Source organism: Terriglobia bacterium, assembly GCA_020073495.1.
In the GTDB taxonomy this organism is placed as follows: Bacteria; Acidobacteriota; Terriglobia; order Terriglobales; family Acidobacteriaceae; genus JAIQFD01.
Window position 1 is genome coordinate 152,132 of record JAIQFD010000004.1, and the last position, 17,869, is coordinate 170,000.

Annotated in this window: 16 protein-coding genes and 2 rRNA genes (1 of these 18 only partly in view); 8 read left to right on the top strand and 10 right to left on the bottom strand. The window is 63.8% G+C overall.

What is annotated here, in order from left to right; genetic code table 11:
- Positions 1-11 precede the first annotated feature (11 nt).
- From LAN37_10995 to LAN37_11005, 3 genes are all read right to left on the bottom strand, one after another.
- Positions 12-710 (bottom strand): cytochrome c family protein, encoded by a 699-nt coding sequence (locus LAN37_10995; GenBank protein ID MBZ5647737.1) that lies wholly within the window; start codon positions 708-710, stop codon positions 12-14.
- 296 nt (positions 711-1,006) lie between these two features.
- Complete coding sequence (locus LAN37_11000; protein ID MBZ5647738.1) at positions 1,007-2,464, bottom strand: aldehyde dehydrogenase family protein; 1,458 nt, start codon at positions 2,462-2,464, stop codon at positions 1,007-1,009.
- A 51-nt stretch (positions 2,465-2,515) separates the two neighbouring features.
- Positions 2,516-5,758, bottom strand: coding sequence for a DUF3857 domain-containing protein (locus LAN37_11005; GenBank protein ID MBZ5647739.1), 3,243 nt, complete (start codon positions 5,756-5,758; stop codon positions 2,516-2,518).
- A 277-nt stretch (positions 5,759-6,035) separates the two neighbouring features.
- Here LAN37_11005 and LAN37_11010 point away from each other — a divergent pair, with 277 nt between their 5' ends.
- The 4 genes from LAN37_11010 (at position 6,036) to LAN37_11025 (ending at position 11,199) form a co-directional block, all read left to right on the top strand.
- Positions 6,036-9,023, top strand: coding sequence for a tetratricopeptide repeat protein (locus LAN37_11010; GenBank protein MBZ5647740.1), 2,988 nt, complete (start codon positions 6,036-6,038; stop codon positions 9,021-9,023).
- Between the two features lie 11 nt (positions 9,024-9,034).
- On the top strand, positions 9,035-9,469 hold the full coding sequence (locus tag LAN37_11015; protein ID MBZ5647741.1) for a hypothetical protein: 435 nt from the start codon (positions 9,035-9,037) through the stop codon (positions 9,467-9,469).
- A gap of 78 nt (positions 9,470-9,547) precedes the next feature.
- Positions 9,548-10,438, top strand: a complete 891-nt coding sequence (locus tag LAN37_11020) for a TIGR00730 family Rossman fold protein (GenBank protein ID MBZ5647742.1) — start codon at positions 9,548-9,550, stop codon at positions 10,436-10,438.
- Positions 10,439-10,554: 116 nt separating this feature from the next.
- Complete coding sequence (locus tag LAN37_11025; GenBank protein ID MBZ5647743.1) at positions 10,555-11,199, top strand: thiamine phosphate synthase; 645 nt, start codon at positions 10,555-10,557, stop codon at positions 11,197-11,199.
- 10 nt (positions 11,200-11,209) lie between these two features.
- Here the strand turns inward: LAN37_11025 and LAN37_11030 are convergent, their stop codons facing one another.
- A complete protein-coding gene (locus LAN37_11030; GenBank protein MBZ5647744.1) occupies positions 11,210-11,560 on the bottom strand; it encodes a phage holin family protein in 351 nt (116 codons plus the stop codon).
- A 46-nt stretch (positions 11,561-11,606) separates the two neighbouring features.
- Here LAN37_11030 and LAN37_11035 point away from each other — a divergent pair, with 46 nt between their 5' ends.
- A complete protein-coding gene (locus LAN37_11035) occupies positions 11,607-11,978 on the top strand; it encodes a PPOX class F420-dependent oxidoreductase (protein ID MBZ5647745.1) in 372 nt (123 codons plus the stop codon).
- On the opposite strand, the gene LAN37_11040 is transcribed toward LAN37_11035, so the two are convergent.
- Complete coding sequence (locus tag LAN37_11040; protein MBZ5647746.1) at positions 11,975-12,268, bottom strand: DUF962 domain-containing protein; 294 nt, start codon at positions 12,266-12,268, stop codon at positions 11,975-11,977. The two genes, LAN37_11035 and LAN37_11040, sit on opposite strands and share 4 nt — an antisense overlap.
- Positions 12,265-12,783 carry a hypothetical protein gene (locus tag LAN37_11045; protein ID MBZ5647747.1) on the bottom strand — a complete coding sequence of 173 codons (519 nt, stop codon included), beginning with the start codon at positions 12,781-12,783 and terminating at the stop codon, positions 12,265-12,267. The genes LAN37_11040 and LAN37_11045 overlap by 4 nt, the downstream gene beginning before the upstream one ends.
- Before the next feature lie 55 nt (positions 12,784-12,838).
- Between LAN37_11045 and LAN37_11050 the strand changes: the two genes are divergently transcribed.
- Positions 12,839-14,071: a DUF711 family protein gene (locus LAN37_11050; protein MBZ5647748.1), complete on the top strand. Its 1,233-nt coding sequence runs from the start codon at positions 12,839-12,841 to the stop codon at positions 14,069-14,071.
- 260 nt (positions 14,072-14,331) lie between these two features.
- On the opposite strand, the gene LAN37_11055 is transcribed toward LAN37_11050, so the two are convergent.
- Both LAN37_11055 and LAN37_11060 read right to left on the bottom strand, forming a co-directional pair.
- The gene (locus LAN37_11055) at positions 14,332-14,814 is read right to left on the bottom strand and encodes an SRPBCC domain-containing protein (protein MBZ5647749.1); all 483 of its coding nucleotides are present in this window, start codon (positions 14,812-14,814) and stop codon (positions 14,332-14,334) included.
- Positions 14,815-14,851: 37 nt separating this feature from the next.
- Entirely contained in the window at positions 14,852-15,526 is a 675-nt protein-coding gene (locus tag LAN37_11060; protein MBZ5647750.1) for a YdeI/OmpD-associated family protein, read from the bottom strand.
- A gap of 32 nt (positions 15,527-15,558) precedes the next feature.
- Between LAN37_11060 and LAN37_11065 the strand changes: the two genes are divergently transcribed.
- Together LAN37_11065 and LAN37_11070 are read left to right on the top strand one after the other, a co-directional pair.
- Positions 15,559-15,801: a hypothetical protein gene (locus LAN37_11065; protein ID MBZ5647751.1), complete on the top strand. Its 243-nt coding sequence runs from the start codon at positions 15,559-15,561 to the stop codon at positions 15,799-15,801.
- Positions 15,791-16,015 (top strand): hypothetical protein, encoded by a 225-nt coding sequence (locus tag LAN37_11070; protein MBZ5647752.1) that lies wholly within the window; start codon positions 15,791-15,793, stop codon positions 16,013-16,015. Before LAN37_11065 ends, LAN37_11070 begins: the two co-directional genes overlap by 11 nt.
- 147 nt (positions 16,016-16,162) lie before the next feature.
- Here LAN37_11070 and rrf read toward each other — a convergent pair.
- Positions 16,163-16,279: ribosomal RNA gene (gene rrf / locus LAN37_11075) — 5S ribosomal RNA — on the bottom strand.
- 169 nt (positions 16,280-16,448) lie between these two features.
- Positions 16,449-17,869: ribosomal RNA gene (locus tag LAN37_11080) — 23S ribosomal RNA — on the bottom strand; it runs 1,632 nt beyond the window's last position.

The window sequence follows — 17,869 nt, forward strand, 5'->3', positions numbered from 1 at the left end:
ATCGATGAGTCCTAACGGTGGCAGGTCGAGCAACTGGTGAGGTCGCCCGGACTGCGGATGCCGTACAGCTTGATGAGCGCGCGCCCTAGCGCGCGCTGATCGGAGAAGTTCCGCCCGGCCACCGCCACGGGTTTCTCCTCCGACGGCGCCTCGTAGCGCATGTTGAACACCTGGTCTTTCGGCCGCAGGTACTTGTCGGGCGCCCGATGGCAGTCCAGGCACCACTCCATCTGTAAGGAATTGGCGGCGAAGGTCAGCGGCATGCGGTCCACCGGCCCGTGGCAGGTGGCGCAGCCGACGCCCTTGTTCACGTGGATCTGGTGGTTGAAAAAGACGTAGTCGGGCAGGTCATGCACCCGCGTCCAGCGCAGCGAAGTGTCGGTGCGGTAACTGTCGCGCACCGGCTCCAGCAGGGGAGTGTCCGTCCACAACTGCGAATGGCAGTTCATGCAGGTCTTGGTCGGCGGCAGGCCGGCGAAGCTGGAGTCCTCCACCGAGGTGTGACAGTAGCGGCAATCGATGCCCAGGCCGCCCACGTGGTGCTGGTGGCTGAAGGGGACCGGCTGCTCCTGCGCCTCGCCCTGACGCGTGATCCACGGCGAGCGCTGCAGCTCCGCCGTCCCCCAGCCTAGCGCGGCCAGGACGAAGACGAACCCGTAGATGGTCGCCCGCGAGATCGTGTTGGTGCTGCGATGAAAGATCTGCGACATCGAACGCTGTGTTCTCTGGTTGCAGGGACGCGGCGAAGCTCCGCGTCGGTTCGTTCAGCCCTGAGCCTGGGCGCGGACCGTCGGAGTGTGACGATGGATACAGGCCTATGTGATTCTCGTCACGAAAACTTCGCATTATAACAGGCGCGGCAGTTTCGCCAACCGCCGCGCTCCCGCGTTGGATGCCGCGGCACGACCGCGGCTGCGCAAACTTCATTTTTTCTCTGTGATTTTTCCCGGAGCGGGAACTCCGGCAATAGGGTGCGGCCAAAGCCGCGCCTTTCTTGCATCGGGATCTACTTCAAGCCGATGGGCTGGTTGACCACCAGCAGCTTGGGCTCGGTCATCTCCTCGATGGCGTACTTCAGGCCTTCGCGGCCGATGCCCGACTGCTTGGTGCCGCCGTAGGGCATGGAGTCCACCCGCCACGTAGGCACGTCGCCGGCGATCACCCCGCCGACCTCCAACTGGTCATAGGCGTAGAACAGCAGCCTCGCATCGCGCGTGAACACGCCCGCCTGGAGCCCGTACGGAGAATCGTTGACGGTCTGGACCGCCTCTTCAAAGGTGTCGTAGGGCTCGACCGTGACCACCGGCGCGAAGACCTCCTGGCAGTTGACCTTCATCGTGCGCTTGGTCGAGGTCAGCACTGTCGGCTCCAGCAGGGACCGGTGGCGCTTGCCGCCGCAGAGCAGCTTGGCCCCGCCCTCCAGCGCTTCCGTGATCCAGTCGGCGGCGCGGTGGGCGTCGGCTTCCCGGATCATCGGGCCCACGTCCGTTGCCGGATCGAGCGGGTCGCCGGTGCGCAGCGCCCTCACCTTGGGGACGAAGATCTCGAGGAACTTCTGACACACGCTGCGCTGCACCAGGATGCGCTGCACCGAGATGCAGCTCTGGCCCGCGTAAGCGAACCCGCCGGTCACGCATCGCTCTGCTGCCGCCTCCACGTCCGCGTCGCTGTGGATGATGACGCCGGCGTTCCCGCCCAGCTCGAGCACGACCCGTTTTCTCCCCGCTTTTTGCTTCAGCGCCCATCCCGCGGCCGTGCTGCCGGTAAAGGTGAGCAGGCGCAGGCGCTCGTCGGAGATCAGAGGCGCCGCCGCCTCATTGGTGAGCGGCAGAACGCTGAGCGCTCCCGCCGGCCAGCCTGCCTCGTGCACGATCTCGGCCACGATCAGCGGCGTGAGCGGCGTCTGCGGCGGTGGCTTCAGCACCATGGTGCAGCCGGCGGCGATGGCCGGCGCGATCTTGTGCGCCGTAAGCAGCGACGGAAAGTTGAACGGGATGATGGCCGCCACCGGGCCCACCGGGAACCGTCGCAGGATGCCCCAGCGGTTCTTTGTGGACTCCAGCACGTCGAGAGGCAGCCACTCGCCGTGGATCCGGGTGGCCTCTTCGGCGCCCACGGAGAAGGTGAAGATCGCGCGTTCCACCTCCGCCTTTGACTGCCGGATGGGCTTGCCTGCCTCCTGCGCGATCAGGCGGGCGATCTCGTCTGCGCGATCGCGTAACTTCGCCGCGATCCGGTTCAGGATGTCGCGTCTCTGGAACGACGGCATCTGGCGCGTCGTCTGGAAGGCGCGCACCGCGGCCTGGATGGCGCGCTCCAAATCCTCTGGCGCGGCGTTAAAGGTACGGCCCACCACGGCGCCGTCGTACGGCGCATGCACTTCGACCGGCTCGCCGTGCGCCACGAACTGGCCATCGAGCAAGTAGCTGTATTCGCGGACTTGGGGGAGTGTGCCTTGAGCCATGGGCCAATTCTAGTCCTTAGGCCGGGCTCCGGAGTGGCAGGCCGTGTGTCTCTAGTTCACCGAGCTCACCGTGTCCGGCGGGATCATAGTGAAAGTGCACTCCTTCTGCCCGGCGGGACACGACATGGTGCCGCGGCGGACGATCTTGGTCGGTGTCTCATCCGGGAGCAGGACGTCGTACTTGACGAGGCGCAGAGCCTCGGCCAGTGCTTGGAGCTTATTGTCGCCCTTCACGAACTTGACCTGCTCGGCCTTGGTGCCCGACAGCAGCACCAGGAAATCCGCCTGGGCTGCCTCTTTCCCGATCGCCGGCACGCGCACCGAGCGCAGCCCTTCCAGTTCGGGACCGATTTTCGCGATCTCGGCGTCAATCTTCTTGTCGTCGCCCAGCAGGGCGGCCAGCCGCGGGCGCGTCTCCGCCAGCGGGCGATACGCCCCCAGCGCCAGCACGTACATGTGGATCGCCTCTTGCTTGCGGCCGCGCTTTTCGTAGATCTGCGCCAGGTGGTCGCCCACCTCGCCGTGCTGCATGAGGTGCCACGCCGCTTGAACGTACTTCTCCGCCGTGTCGAGGTCGCCTTTCTTGAAATGCACCCAGCCGAGCGTGTCCCAGTAGGCGCCGAGGCCGGAGACCAGGAACGTCTCCTGGATACGCAACCGGTCCAGCGTGACGTTGCGCAGCGAGGCGGCGATCGCCGCCACCGCCGATTCGGCGTACTGCTGCGCCCGGTCCAGGTGCGCCCCCTTCTCCGCCAGCTGGTAGGCGACGTTGTTCCAGATGGTGGGGTTAGGAGCGATCTCCACGGCTTTGTCGAAGGCCGCGATCGCCTTCTCCGGCTGCTCCAGGTTCAGGTACGCCTGCCCCAGGCTGACCCGCAGGTTCGGGTTGTCCGGCTTGAGCGAGATGGCTTTCTCCAGCTCCGGCACCGCCTCGGCGTACTTACCCCATTCGCAGTACATGGAGCCCAGGTTGCCGTGGGCGAATTCGTCCAGCGGGTTCACCTCGAGCTGTTTCTGGAAGGCATTGGCCGCCGGCTCGTACCTCTGCTGCCGCCAGTAGACCAGCCCCAGGTTGTTGTAAGCGTACTGGTGGAAGGGCTCCGCCTCGACCTGCTTCTGCAGCGCCTGGATGGCGTCGTCCATCCGATTCATCGCGATGTACGCCTGCCCCAGATCGTTCCATGCGTTTTTGTGCTTCGGTTCCAGCTCCACGACGCGCCGCAGCAATTGCGCCGCCATCTCGAAATTCTGGTTGCGATAGGCGGCGATGGCCGCGTCGTAGATCTCGTCCGCCTTGGCGTCCTTGAGTGCGCCGGGCGTTCCCGCCACCTGGGATTCGACGGTGAGTTTCTGCTCCTCGTCGCTGCGAACGTTCTTGCGGAAGTTGATGTAATCGCGCGCGCGGCTGGACGGCAGCTCGCGCATGGCGATTTTCAGGGCACGCTCTGCGCTGAACGTATGGTCCTGCACCGTGTACCGGGCCGCGTATTCCGCGTAGTCGCGCTTCACGCTGAAGGGCACCGGCGGCCGCACCGTGAATGCCAGCGGCCACTCCAGCTTCAGCTTGACCGAGATCTCCGCCGGCGACCCGATGCGGATGGGATCGGGCGAATCCTGCGCATCCTCATTCACGTCGGGGGTGCCGATCACGGGCAGGTACACGTAGGTCTGCGATTCCTTGCTCGACCAGTCCACGTAATTGGGCACCGCGATCTTGTATTTGAGCTCGAAGGGCTCCTTGGTGTTCGCCGGGTCGCTGGCTTTCACCTCGCTGACCTCGCCTTGCAGCCCGAACCACGCGGTGAGCTGCTGCGCCAGTTCCTCCCACTTGTGCTCCGGGGTGCGGCGGAAGAGGTAGCGGAGCAGGATCTCCTGGTCGCCGCGGAGGCGCTGCTGCACCGTCGCTTCCAGCTTGCCGAGCTCGTTCACCTTTCCGGTAATGGTCGCCTCGCTGCGGTTGAGGAAGGGCGGATCGCCGGGGGTCTCGACCAGGCGCGCGCTGCCGTCGTCCGCGATCGCCACCGCCTGCTTCTTGCGCAGGTTCGTCACCAGCATCCGGAAGGGCGCGATTTCAGTGGTGGTGTCGAGCCAGAGGTAGCCGTCGCCCCACGGGATGGCGGTGATCATGTGGTCGAACTGCGAGGGCGCCGGCACGTCCGGGTCCAGCTTGCGCTCCGAGTGGATGAGCACCGCGTCGGCGGGGATCCCGGCCGCCGCCAGCAGCGAGGCCAGCAGCGTGTGCTTGTCCTTGCAGTCGCCGTACTGGTTGGCCAGGATCGCCGCCGCCGGGTGTGGCTGCAGGCGCCCGAGCCCGAACGACAGGCTTACGTAGCGGAAATTCGTCGCCACGTAGTCGTACAGCGCTTCGATCTTCTCCAGGTCGGTCTTCTTGCCGCGCGTGAGTTCTTCGGCCTTGGCTCGGATCTCCGGAGTGGGCGCCACCCGGTCACGCTCCAACTCGGCGTACCATTTGCCCAGTTCCTGCCAGCTCGAGAAGGTGGTCATCTGCACCGCGGGAGGCCGGTCAGCGCCCTCCGCCTTTTTCTTCGCCGAGCTCTTGGGGTCCTCTTTCTTCTCCCGCTCCAGGTGCGAGCTGGTCCAGCGATAGATCCGCCTGACCCCCTCGTCCTCCATCTTCGGATCGAAGCCCGGCTGCGTCTTCAGTTTGATGTTGCGGTCCCGCGGGACGTTCACTTCCAGCTGCTCGTCGAGCACGATGGTGCGTTTTTCGAAATCGTGCGACAGCCAGAACTGCCCCGGCACTAGCGGCGTATGCGTCGTGGTGACGATGTCGTACTCCAGCGTCTCGCCGGGACGCAGGCCGGGGACCGTGACGTGCTTCTCGCGGAAGTCCGTGTACACGGGCGCGTCGCGCTCGATGGGAGAGGGCAGATCCTGGGCCGCATCGGGCGGCGCCGTCACCACCGTGCCGTCCGCCTTTTGCACCTTTACGTACTTCACCTCCATGCGCTCGTTGGCCGAGTTGTAGCCGAACACCAGCTGCCCCAGCGCCTGCACCCCCGCGTCGCTCTGCACCCGGATGCGCGCAAACTGCTCCCGGGTGCCGGTCCCGTCGTTCTCGAACCGCCAGACCACGTTGTACCGGTCAAAGACGAACGGTTCCTGCGAATAATCGGTGGGCTTCGGCTGCTCGACGCTGGAGGGCTTGAGCGGCTTGGTGGCGGAGGACTTTTTCGACGCCTGCTTGCGCCGGCTGGCGGCGGACGATCCCTCGTCGGCGGCGGCCAGGGACAGCAGCAGGATCAGGGCGAGAACCACGCGTAGGCTGGACATACGGAGTCTCTTCTGTTTACTCCAGCCCTGCTCCCCGCGCAAGGGCCGGGTCACACGACCCAGAAACCCCGGGGTCGCGGCTGCGGCCCGCCCGTGCCAGGTCCCGAAGTCCTTGGGGGTGAGGCTTTGTTTGTGTTACTTTACGGCTCTCCCAGAAGTTCCCGTCCGGCCTGCCGCCGCGGGCTGGGACGGGCCGCCGGCGACCGTCTTGTGGCCCACCCCCTTGCCCCCGACGCGCGCTGTGCGAGTGGGAGCAGAGGCCTGGAGTCCTACCCTTATGGCGCTCGGTTTCGGGTTCAACAAAACGAAGGTTATGGCGTCGGCGGAGAAGTATGTCCAGCAGGGCAAGCTTCCGAACGCCATCACGGAATACGAAAAGGTCGTCAAGGAAGATCCCAAGGACCTGACGGTGCTGAACACCATCGGGGACCTCTACGCACGCGTCGGCAACTCCGACCATGCCGTGCTGTACTTCAAGCGCGTGGGCGATGCCTATGCCGGCGAAGGCTTCACCGTCAAAGCCATCGCCATGTACAAGAAGCTCACCAAGCTCACTCCCAGCAACACCGAGTGCATCCTCAAGCTCGCCGAGCTGTACACCCAGCAAGGTCTCTATAACGACGCGCGCTCCCAGTACGTGCTGATCGCCGACCACCACATGAAGTCGGGCCAGACCGAGCAGGCCGCCAAGATCTTTCAGAAGATGCTCGAACTCGACCCCGAGAACGCCGCCATGCAGTCCAAGCTGGCTGACCTCTACGTCAAGCTCGGGCGCAAGGACGAGGCGCGCAACATCTTTTTCACCGCAGCCGAGTCGCTGTTCGCGCGCGGCGCGCTCGACCAGTCCGATGAGGCCTTGGGCAAGGTCCTCACCCTCGATCCCCAGAACGCCAACGCTCTCATGCTGCGCGGCCAGATCGCCGTCGATTCCGGCGACGCCGCCAGCGCTGTCACCTACCTGGAGAAGATCCCAGACCTCGACTCCCGTCCGGAGGCCCTGCGCTCCCTGCTCAAGTCGCACCTCCTGCTGGCACGCACCCAGGATGCCGAGCCCATCGCCGCTAAGCTGCTCACCGTGCACAACGACCTCAGCGGCATGACCGGATTCGCCGAGGCCCTCCTGGCCAAGGGCGAGTTCGAAGCCGCGTTGCGCGTCTATGACACTCATGCCGACAAGCTGCTCGCCTCAAACCAGCAGGGCCTGCTGGAAGCTCTGCATGCCACCATCGGACGCGTCAAGGACAGCGCTCCCGCTCTGAACGCGCTTCGTTCGCTGTATCTCAAGGCCGGCGACACCTCGCATCTGACCGAGGTCACCGAGCTGCTGGCCCACGCGCTGGTCGCCTCCAATGAGTTGGCCAAGGGCCGCGATCTCTATAAGGAACTGGCGGAGACGGAGCCGGAGAACCCGCTCCACATGCAGAACTACCGCCAGATCGTCGCCCGCCTGGGCGAGGATGCCGCCGTGCGTCCCCTCACTCCGGAAGAGGGCGCACAGGCCTTCATGGTCGACGAGATCGAGATCTCGGCGCCCCCAGTGGCGCAGCAATACACCGCTGAGGTTTCCGAAGCCATCCAGGCGGCCCTCACCGAGTCCGAACTCCTCGACACTTACAACATGCCGGCCAAGGCTCTGGCTCCGCTCGAGGCCGTGCTGCCCCAGGCACCCAGCGACGTAACGCTCAACCAGCGCTTGGCTTCGCTTTACGCCCGCGCCGATCGCTTCCAGGAAGCCGCCCGTTGTTGTGAGGTGCTCCAGCAGATCTACTCCGTCGCTGGCCACGCACCGGAAGCCAAGCAGTACTCGGAGATGGCGGAGAAGTATCGCCAGCAGGCCCCGGCGGCTCCGCCTCCGGCCGCCGCCCCCGTGTTCGAGAGGGCAGCAGCCGCGCCCCTCGTGGTCGAGCCTGGAGAAGCTCCCGCCGCCCCGGTCTCGGAGTTCTCCATCGACGTGCAGCCGCCGGTCATGGAGCCGGTCGCCGAGGCGCCCGCTGAAGCTAAGCCCGTGGCACATGAGATCGACCTCTCTGGCGAGTGGGAGAGCATGACCACCACAGAAGCGCCTGCCCCTCCGCCCCCCGAGGCCGCTGCTCCCCCCGAGGCCGCTGCTCCTGCCGGACCTTCCCTCGCCGACCTCATGGAAGAGGTCAAGTTTTATCTTTCGCAATCCATGTTCGACGAGGCTCGCAGTGGGCTAGGTAAGTGCGAAGCCATGTCTCAGGGAGCACCGGGGCTCGCTGAGCTGCGCGCTCTGCTCGAAGCTGGCATTGCCGCCGCCGACACCCAGAAGATCGAGCAAGTCGCGGAAGCTCCCGTGGAAGCACCCCCCGAAGCGCCCGCGCCGCAGGCCGTCGAGCCCTCTGTGCAGGCGCTGGTCTTTGACGAAGCCTCCCTGGGCGGGGCTGCCGTGGCCGAACCTCCGGCGGAGCTTCCGGTCGTCGAAGAAGTCGCGCCGCCGCCGGTCATCGAACCCGCTCCGCCGCCTCCTCCCCCGCCACCGCAAGCTGTACCTGCGGCCGCTGCCCCCCCGCCTTCCGTCGGCGTGCTGAGCGATTTCGTGCTCGACCTCGAAGAGTCTCTCGGCGAGGACTTTGCCGTAGGCGGCGCAAGAGCTCCCGCCAAGCCCGCTGCGCCTCCGACTCCGCCTCCGCCGCCGCCTCCGCCGCCCGCCGCCGCCGAACCGGTTGCTCCGCCGCCGCCGCCACCGCCTCCACTGGCGCCTGTGCCGGCCGCGGCTCCCGCCATGGCGGCCGCGCCGGCTCCCATCGCGGCCGCGGCTCCTGCCGCCCCAGCCGTCACCCTCGAGCACCAGGAGGCCAGGTCCGCCCTCGCCGATATCTTCGACGAGTTCAAAGAGGACGTGGAGGAGACTCAGGGAGAGCCCGAGGATCCCGACACCCACTACAACCTCGGCGTCGCCTTCAAGGAGATGGGCTTGATGGACGAAGCCATCGGCGAGCTCCAGAAAGTCTGCCAGGCCATCGACCACGGCCACCCCTTCGCCCAGGTCATGCAGGCCTACACTTGGCTGGCCCACTGCTTCGTCGAAAAGGGCGTGCCCCAGGCCGCGGTCAAGTGGTACGAAAGAGCGCTGAAGGTGCCCGGCGCCGACGAGGAGAGCAAGCTCGCCGTTTACTACGAACTCGGGAACGCCCAGGAAGCTGCCGGCAACAAGAAAGCCGCGCTCGACAGCTTCCTGGAGGTGTACGGTTCCAACATCGACTATCGCGACGTCGCCGAGCGCATTAAAGCGTTGAAGTCGTAGAATCCTGTCAGATGGATTTTGCCCCATATCCGGAGCGGCGAGGGGACGTCCCGGCCCAGAACAACCCGCAGCAGGAGCCCTCCATCGAACCCACGGAACGCGGACCCGCACCCTTGAATACGGGTTCTCCGAACTTCGCGGTCATCGGCAGCCCGCCGCCCGCCACCCCGGCTCGGGGCACCCATCCCCTGCCTCTGTGGCTGCGGCGCGTCATGCTCTTCATCTTTGTCGCCTTCGCTGTCGAGGTCGGGATGTTCCTCGTGGTCGCTCCCTGGTACGACGGTGGCCGCTTGTGGTCGGAGAACAGCCTGTTGCTGCGTTACCCCACGCTGCGTGCCTTCCTCATCCAGGATTTCATCCGCGGCGTCGTCTCCGGCATCGGCTTCATCGACATCTGGGTCGGCATCTGGGAGGCGGCTCATTACAAGGAAGCGATCCATCCCTGACCACGAGCCACCGGCTCCTGACATAGGCATCGCACTACACAACGGCAAGGGCCCCTTCCCGTACTAGAATCGTTCGCGATGACAGACACCAAGAAGCCCGAAACGGCCATCGCTCCCCTGGCCTACGAGAACAAGGGGTTCCTGAACGGTCCCGAGGGCCGCGGCATCCGCATCATGTCCGAGTACTACGAGCCCCTCGCCCGCTTCCGCAAGGAGCGTATCCAGGACACCATCGTCTTCTTCGGTTCGGCGCGCTTCCACAGCCGCTCCGAGGCGCAGGACGCGCTGACCGTGCTGGACAAGCCGGGCTCGCGCACACCCGCCCCGCCGCACGAGCAAAAAATGGTCAAGCAGGCCAAAGCCGCCGTCGAGATGGCGCGCTACTACGAGGACGCGCGCAAGCTCTCCTACATGCTGACCAAGTGGTCCATGACCATTCCCGGCAAGCGCCACCGCTTCGTCATCACCTCCGGCGGCGGACCCGGCATTATGGAGGCGGCCAACCTCGGCGCCTACGAAGCCGGCGGCAAGACCATCGGCCTGAACATCCGTCTGCCTTACGAGCAGATGCCCAACCGCTACGTCACTCCCTCGCTCAACTTCGAGTTCCACTACTTTTTCATGCGCAAGTACTGGTTCGCCTACCTCTCCAAGGCGCTGGTCATCTTCCCCGGCGGCTTCGGCACCATGGACGAACTCTTCGAGATCCTCACCCTCGCCCAGACCCAGAAGCTGGCCAAGAAGATCCTGGTGGTCATCTACGGCCGCAATTACTGGAAGCGCGTCATCAATCTCAACGCCCTCATCGAGGCTGGCACCATCGCCCCCGGGGACAAGGACCTGTTCCGCATGGCCGACACTCCCGAGGAAGCGTTCACCACCCTCAAGAACGGTCTCACCAAGTTCCACCTCCAGGCCCCGCCACCCGCCAAGGAGAAGGAACCAGAGATCGCCGAAACCCGGGGGTGATATGTGGTTTGCGATTTCTGATTTGTGATTGCTCGCGGCGTAGCATCGGATCCTCACAAATCACAAGTCCTACGCCGCCCATTTCTCGTTCGTTTGCCGTGATGGCTGATGGCTGAATGCTCCTCTACTACATCACCGACCGCTCGCAGTTCCCCGGCACTGACGCCCAGCGCCGCGCCCGCCTGCTGGAGAAGATCGCCCAGGCTGCCCGAGCCGGCGTCGACTTCATCCAACTCCGCGAAAAAGACCTGTCGGCCCGTGACCTGGAATCCCTTGCCCGCAACGCAGCTGCAGTTTTGCGAAGCGACTCGAAACTTGAAACTCGAAACTCGAAACTCCTGATCAACCATCGCACGGACATCGCCCTCGCCGCCGGCGCCGACGGCGTCCACCTCCGCTCCGACGACATCTCCGCCGCCGACGCGCGTTCGCTTCTCTCCAGAAACGAGAAACTAGAAACTAGAAACTGGGTTATCGCCGTGTCCTGCCACACCCTGGAACAAGTTTCCCTCGCCGCGGCCGACGGCGCCGACTTCGCCGTGTTTGCTCCCGTCTTCGAGAAGGCAGGCCGTGCCGGCTCGGGACTGGAGGCGCTGCGCCAGGCCTGTGGCCACAAGCTCCCCGTCCTCGCCCTGGGCGGTGTCACCGTCGAGAACGCCCGCGCCTGTCTCGAAGCCGGCGCCGCCGGTGTCGCCGGCATTCGCCTCTTCCAGGAATACGACATCGCAGATGTTGTGAGGGAGTTGTCGAGGATGCGCTGATCGGAGAAAGCTACGGCTCCCGCTTCGGTACCAGTGCGCGCAGCACCATGTTGACCAGCGCCAGCACGACGGCTCCGACGAACGCGGCCAGGAACCCGCGCACCTCGAAGCCGCTCACCAGCCGCGACGCCAGCATCAGCATCAACGCATTGATCACGAACCAGAAGATCCCCAGCGTCACGATGGTCAGGGGCAGCGTGATGAGCTTCAGGAAAGCCCCCAGCGTGGCGTTGATGAATCCGATGACCAGCGCCGCGATCAGTGCTGCCTTGATCCCGCTCACGTAGAACCCGGGCACGATGTGAGCCACGATGACCAGCGCCAGCGCGCTCAGCAGCCAATGAACGATCAATCGGAGCATTCGCTTCGCTCTCCGGCATACCAGCCTACACCATTACAATGACCGTATGGACGAACCGCTCGCCCGCTTTGCCGGCCACGACTATCTGAATCTGGAGACATTCCGCAAGAATGGCGCGGGCGTGCGCACGCCCGTGTGGTTCGCGGAGAAAGATAGCGAGCTATTGCTCTACACCCTCGCCGATTCCGGCAAGGTGAAGCGCATCCGCAACAACCCGCGCGTGCGCATCGCTCCCAGCGAGCTGCGCGGCAACCTCCGCGGCGACTGGATCGACGCCCAAGCCCGCCTGCTCGACGGCGAAGAGGCCCGCACGGCCAACCGCCTGCTCAATCAGAAATATTTCCTCAAGCGCTTCTTCGACTGGACCAGCAAGCTGCGCCGCACCCCGCGCGTGTACTTGGCGGTACGTCCCCGCTAGGCTTTACCGCGCATCTTGGCGAACCACCACCTCAGCCCCACGAACAGGAATCGCGGGTCTTTGAAGAACTCGGGCGGCTTTTTCTCGTAGGCATGCCCGACGAACTGCAGGACCCATCCCACCACGAACAGCGCGACCGGCAGCGGCCACAGCGGGCGCACGAAGTACGCCGCCACGAATAACGCCAGCGAGACGGCGATCATCGGGATCCCGAAGCTGTGGCACAGCCGGTTCACCGGATGCTGATGCGCCTGCGAATACTCCCCGATCCAATCGCGCTCGGCACTCATTTCTTGCGCACCAGGTTGAACGTCTCGGTGATTTCCTTGCCGTCCGCCGCGCGGAAGGTCCACTGCTGGGACATGTGATCGTCATCCGGCAGTATCAGCACCAGGCCCCGCATGCTTCCCGGCTGGCCCTCGGCAAGGTTGGTGACATCCAGAAAATTGAACTTGATGGTCTTCCCGTCCGTCATTGCGTCGGCCACCATGCGCGGCTGGTTCTTGGTCGCGCAGTAGTGCGTCAGCAGTACCCGGTTGCCGTCGGGATGGATCATCGTCACCATCGAGCCGTACCCCTCGTCCGGCTGCATGATCATCAGCGCCGATCCCGCCGACACCGACGTGACTTCGAGCTGCGACGTCTTCCCATCCGGCCTTTTCGCCTCCCAAGTGCCCACCAGCTTCTGCAATCTCGCGAAGGTCGGGCTCGGCTCCGCGGCGTACGAGAGCAGGCTAGCCACCATCACCAGTCCGGCCACACTCATCCAGCGTTTCATAAGCACCCCCTGCTTGCGGTGCAGCATTGTATCCCTTCTCCGCACCCTCGCGTACAATCGCGCGATCTTCCGGAGGGTTCCAATGCGTTCGTCTCGCATCCTGCGCGCCATCATCATTCTCTTCCTTCTGTGTTCCGCCGCGTTCGCGCAGCAGAAGCCCAAGGTCCGCGCCATCACAGCCTTCGTGAAGATGGACCCCGCGAAGATGCAAACCATCGTTGCCGACGCTCTCCGCATGCTCCGCCAAGTCAGATCCAATCTGCAGAAGGCGGGATACGAAGTTGAGACCCTGCGCATAGCCACCCAACCCTTCCCCGACTACACGCGCGGCATGACCCGCGACCAGGCCCTCGCCTTTTTCCGCGACTTCGACCAGCTCGGCGCCAAGGAGGACTTCCTTCCCAATGTCGGCCCCGCCATGCTGGACGATTCCGACGACCCCGCCGCAGCCGACCTGCTGGCTACGGCGATGGAGCACGCCACCGTGCTGCACGGCACCGTCGTGGTCGCGGCGGAAGATGGCGTGCAGTGGAAATCCATCCGCGCTGCCGCCCACGTCATCAAGCGCCTGGGCGAGAGCGGCCCGGCTAACGCCGGCAACTTCAACTTTGCCGCCATCGCCATGGTCCTGCCCTCCACGCCTTTCTATCCGGCGGCCTACAGCTGGGGCGCGGGCCACAGGTTCGCCATCGCCACCGAATCGGCCAACATCGTGATGGAAGCTTTTGCCGGAACCGGCGCCGATCCAAAGATCGCGGCCCAGCGCCTCCGCGCCGCGCTCGAGCCCCACTTGAAGGCGATCGAGACAGTCGCGCTGAACGCGGAAAAGACCACCCGCTGGACCTACGCCGGAATGGACGTCTCGCCCGCGCCCCTGCGCGAGGTCTCCATCGGAACCGCCATCGAGAACTTCACTGGCGCGCCCTTTGGCTCCAGCGGCACGCTTACCGCAGCCGCCGTCGTCACCGGCGTGCTGAAGAATCTCAACATCCTGCTCACCGGCTATTCCGGCCTGATGATCCCCATCCTGGAAGACGCGACTCTGTCCAAGCGCTGGGGCGAAGGCCGCCTTACCATCGACGATCTGCTCGCCTACTCATCCGTTTGCGGCACCGGCCTTGACACCATCCCACTCCCCGGCGACGTCACCGAAGAACAACTGGCGAAGATCATCGGGGACATGGCCACGCTCGCCTTTCGCCTGCACAAGCCGCTCTCCGCCCGCCTGATGCCCATCAAGGGCAAGAAGGCAGGCGAGAAAGCCGTGTTCAACGATCCGTACCTGGTGAACACCACCATCCAGCCGCTGCCGTAGGCGCTGCCGCACAACCGCACTCGCACCAAGCGACACGGGATGTTGATTGCCGCGACGGCACAGCGCCATCGGCGCGGCGGATGTGTGGCCCGCACGAATCCGCCCGGGAACGCGCGACTGTAACTGGCTGCATCGCACAGCGCCGTCGGCGCGGCGAATGTGTAGCCCAGGACGGAAGTCCTGGGTAACCGGCCAAATATGATCCCGAGTCCCATAGGGACGACGGATCAATCGCGGGACGGAAGTCCCGCGCTAAAAGATCACTCCCACGCGCCCGCCGAAATCATTTTGCCCGTCGCGAGGTAATGATTGAGCGCGGCCTCGAATTTCTTCATCTTGGCGGCAAACCACTCTTCCGTGTACCGCTCCACTTCCTTATTCCCCTCCTCCGACAATCCGGTGTACTCGTAGCGCGCGTGCAGATGCGTTTTCCCACCGGCGGGCTGGAGTTCGAACCGCAACCGCGCCGCCACCATCTTCGGCCACACCCAAACGAATCCGATGCGCCGCGCCGGCTCGTACTCGATGGTCATCCAGGTCGCCTCCGACCCGTCTTCGTTGGGCGTGGTGAACACGCATCCCAGCTCGGCCACGCCGGAGTTCGAGTGGATCAGCCGACACTCCCACCCCGGCACCCACTCCGCCTCACGCACCGGACACAGCAGCAGGAACACCCGCTCCGGCGCCGCATTGTTGGTTTGGACGTACTCCCGAATCACTCGCTTGCCTTGAAAATCCGCCACGTCGTCCTCTTCCCAATCGCAAATCACCAATCGCAAATCACAAATGACCCGAGCGCTTCTCCGCGTACTCCGCCGCCGCTTCGACCGCTTTCGCCAACCGGCGCGCCCGCGACTGGATATTCCGGTAGTAAAAGATGCCCATCAACTGACCGCGCCGCATCGCCGGCGTCATTTGGTCCCATCCGCGCCGCGCCTCCGGATTCTGCGCCAGGGCTCGCTCGATCATCGGCGGCAACTCCCGTTCTCCTTCCATCGTCTCCAGAAACAACTCCGCGATCTGCTCCGCCTTGCGGGCGCGCGTGGCGTTGGCTTTGCCGGCGGCGACCTGGTCCGCCATCCAGCGCCGCATCGAATAATTGAACGACTCGTAATACTTCTGAAGCCGCTTCGATTGCCCCAGCACCTTCGACAACTCCGCCGGCACTTGCACCACGCGCTCCGCCGTGTCCGGCTCCAGCCGGAAATGCGCCTTTGTGCCTGCCACGACGCCCGCGCCACGCTGCATCTTCTTGTTCACCAGCAGCGCGTGGCCTCCCTTGCCATCGGGGAACAGCGAGGTGCGGAACTCAAAGCCGTTGCTGTCGCCCTTCACTCTGAGCTGCCCCCGCGCGCCCCAGACCTTCGCCACGTCGAACGGTATGCGGACGATGGTCCACCCCAGCCGCCCCGGCTTGCGCTCCAGCACCGCGTCAAAACTCTTGGCCGCTGCCATGGGCGTGACTATACAATGCCGCCAGTTGCTCCATGTACTTTCGCATTATCGGCGAGATCGAAGGCGTTGCAACGATCGCTACCGGGCGGAAGATTCGCGAACTGCGCCGCTTGACCAAGGTCTATGGCAAGGCACGCTGGCGCAAACGCAAGGGGATGGCGCGCATCGAACTTAATGATGGTACGATTGCACAAGCGGAGCTCCACTGGTACGAAGCGCACGGCGTGGGGCGCAAAGAATTCAAGATCAAGCGATTCATCCAAGATGCCGAATAAGCAGAGATTCGTGATCTGCATCAAGAACCAGGGCTACAGCGCCTCGCTGGAGATCCGCAAGTTGTACGCAACCATGCCCGACGCGCAGCTCGAGAAGCGCGGGTTTCTGCGCGTGGTGGATGAATCGGGCGAGGATTACATCTATCCCGCCTCGTTATTCATCGCCGCCGAACTGCCGCAGCGCGTTAAGCGCGCGGTCGCAGCTGCCTCGTAGCCGACAACTTGAGGCGCTTTGCGGGCGTGAGCGAGGCGGAGCCGAGCGGGAGCCCGCAGGCGAAATCCTGAGCGCGCTTCGCGCGAAGGATCTCTCCGCGCGGCAAAAGGAACAGGCCACCTGGATTGCTCCAGATGGCCTGTATTTAGCCGGCAACGACCTACTCTCCCACACAGTTTCCCGTGCAGTACAATCGGCCCTGCGGGGCTTAACTTCCGTGTTCGGGATGGGAACGGGTGTGACCCCCGCGGTAAGATCACCGACATTCGACTGCAGCTCCTAGCTACTAGCCTCTGGCTACTAGCTCGATCCGCCCGGCGCGATCCAAATCGCCTGCCTGATACGAATCTTCGCTGCAAACTTGAAAAGAACGTGAGGACGGTGCCTCACAACTGAATAGCATCGGAACTCTCTACTGCGCCGAGTAAATTTTATGGTCAAGCCGAACGGGCGATTAGTACTGGTAAGCTACACGCCTCACAGCGCTTCCACTTCCAGCCTATCAAACACGTAGTCTTCGTGTGCCCTTCTTATCCCTTATGGGTTGGGAGATCTCATCTTGGGGAGTGCTTCCCGCTTATATGCATTCAGCGGTTATCACCTCCGAACTTCGCTACCCAGCCATGCCGTTGGCACGACAGCTGGAACACAAGAGGTTCGTCCATCCCGGTCCTCTCGTACTAAGGACAGGTCCCCTCAAATCTCCTACGCCCGCACCAGATAGGGACCGAACTGTCTCGCGACGTTCTGAACCCAGCTCACGTACCGCTTTAATAGGCGAACAGCCTAACCCTTGGAACCTTCTACAGCTCCAGGATGCGATGAGCCGACATCGAGGTGCCAAACCGGAGCGTCGATATGAACTCTTGGCTCCGATCAGCCTGTTATCCCCGGCGTACCTTTTATCCGTTGAGCGATGGCCATTCCATGCAGAACCACCGGATCACTAAAGCCTACTTTCGTACCTGCTCGTCTTGTTGGACTCGCAGTCAACCACGCTTATGCTTTTGCACTCGACGGCTGATTTCCAAACAGCCTGAGCGTAGCTTCGCACGCCTCCGTTACAATTTAGGAGGCGACCGCCCCAGTCAAACTACCCGCCTCACTATGTCCCTTTCCCGGATCACGGGAAGAGGTTAGAACGACAGCACTCACAGGGTGGTATCTCACCGTTGGCTCCCCCAAGCCCGAAAGCCTGGGTTCAAAGCCTCCCACCTATCCTGCGCAGCAAGAGCCATCATTCATAGTGAAGGTATAGTAAAGGTGCACGGGGTCTTTCCGTCTAGGTGTGGGAAACCGGCATCTTCACCGGTACTACAAGTTCGCCGAGTAACTCCTTAAGACAGTCGTACGATCGTTACGCCATTCGTGCAGGTCGGAACTTACCCGACAAGGAATTTCGCTACCTTAGGACCGTTATAGTTACGGCCGCCGTTCACCGGGGCTTCAGTTCGAAGCTTCACCTTGCGGTTAACCTCTCCCTTTAACCTTCCGGCACCGGGCAGGCGTCAGCCCCTATACGTCGTTTTCGACTTTGCAGAGACCTGTGTTTTTGTTAAACAGTCGCCGTACGCGATTCACTGCGGCCCCCTCGGGCTATGAACCCTACCGGGGCACCCCTTCTCCCGAAGTTACGGGGTTAATTTGCCGAGTTCCTGAAGGAGTCTTCTCTCGAGCGCCTTTGGATATTCTCCTCGTCTACCTGTGTCGGTTTGAGGTACGGTTCCCTTCCATTCTCCTTAGAGGTTTTTCTTGGCAGCGTGAAATCAACGAGTTCGCACCATACTGGTGCTCCTTTGCGTCTCACCGATAGCTCCCCGGCGGATTTGCCTGCCGGAGACGGCTTGCACGCAT

Coding starts and splice junctions, on each gene's coding strand:
- LAN37_10995 (MBZ5647737.1), bottom strand. CDS start 710: ATGTCGCAGATCTTTCATCGCAGCACCAACACGATCTCGCGGGCGACC.
- LAN37_11000 (MBZ5647738.1), bottom strand. CDS start 2,464: ATGGCTCAAGGCACACTCCCCCAAGTCCGCGAATACAGCTACTTGCTC.
- LAN37_11005 (MBZ5647739.1), bottom strand. CDS start 5,758: ATGTCCAGCCTACGCGTGGTTCTCGCCCTGATCCTGCTGCTGTCCCTG.
- LAN37_11010 (MBZ5647740.1), top strand. CDS start 6,036: ATGGCGCTCGGTTTCGGGTTCAACAAAACGAAGGTTATGGCGTCGGCG.
- LAN37_11015 (MBZ5647741.1), top strand. CDS start 9,035: ATGGATTTTGCCCCATATCCGGAGCGGCGAGGGGACGTCCCGGCCCAG.
- LAN37_11020 (MBZ5647742.1), top strand. CDS start 9,548: ATGACAGACACCAAGAAGCCCGAAACGGCCATCGCTCCCCTGGCCTAC.
- LAN37_11025 (MBZ5647743.1), top strand. CDS start 10,555: ATGCTCCTCTACTACATCACCGACCGCTCGCAGTTCCCCGGCACTGAC.
- LAN37_11030 (MBZ5647744.1), bottom strand. CDS start 11,560: ATGCTCCGATTGATCGTTCATTGGCTGCTGAGCGCGCTGGCGCTGGTC.
- LAN37_11035 (MBZ5647745.1), top strand. CDS start 11,607: ATGGACGAACCGCTCGCCCGCTTTGCCGGCCACGACTATCTGAATCTG.
- LAN37_11040 (MBZ5647746.1), bottom strand. CDS start 12,268: ATGAGTGCCGAGCGCGATTGGATCGGGGAGTATTCGCAGGCGCATCAG.
- LAN37_11045 (MBZ5647747.1), bottom strand. CDS start 12,783: ATGCTGCACCGCAAGCAGGGGGTGCTTATGAAACGCTGGATGAGTGTG.
- LAN37_11050 (MBZ5647748.1), top strand. CDS start 12,839: ATGCGTTCGTCTCGCATCCTGCGCGCCATCATCATTCTCTTCCTTCTG.
- LAN37_11060 (MBZ5647750.1), bottom strand. CDS start 15,526: ATGGCAGCGGCCAAGAGTTTTGACGCGGTGCTGGAGCGCAAGCCGGGG.
- LAN37_11065 (MBZ5647751.1), top strand. CDS start 15,559: ATGTACTTTCGCATTATCGGCGAGATCGAAGGCGTTGCAACGATCGCT.
- LAN37_11070 (MBZ5647752.1), top strand. CDS start 15,791: ATGCCGAATAAGCAGAGATTCGTGATCTGCATCAAGAACCAGGGCTAC.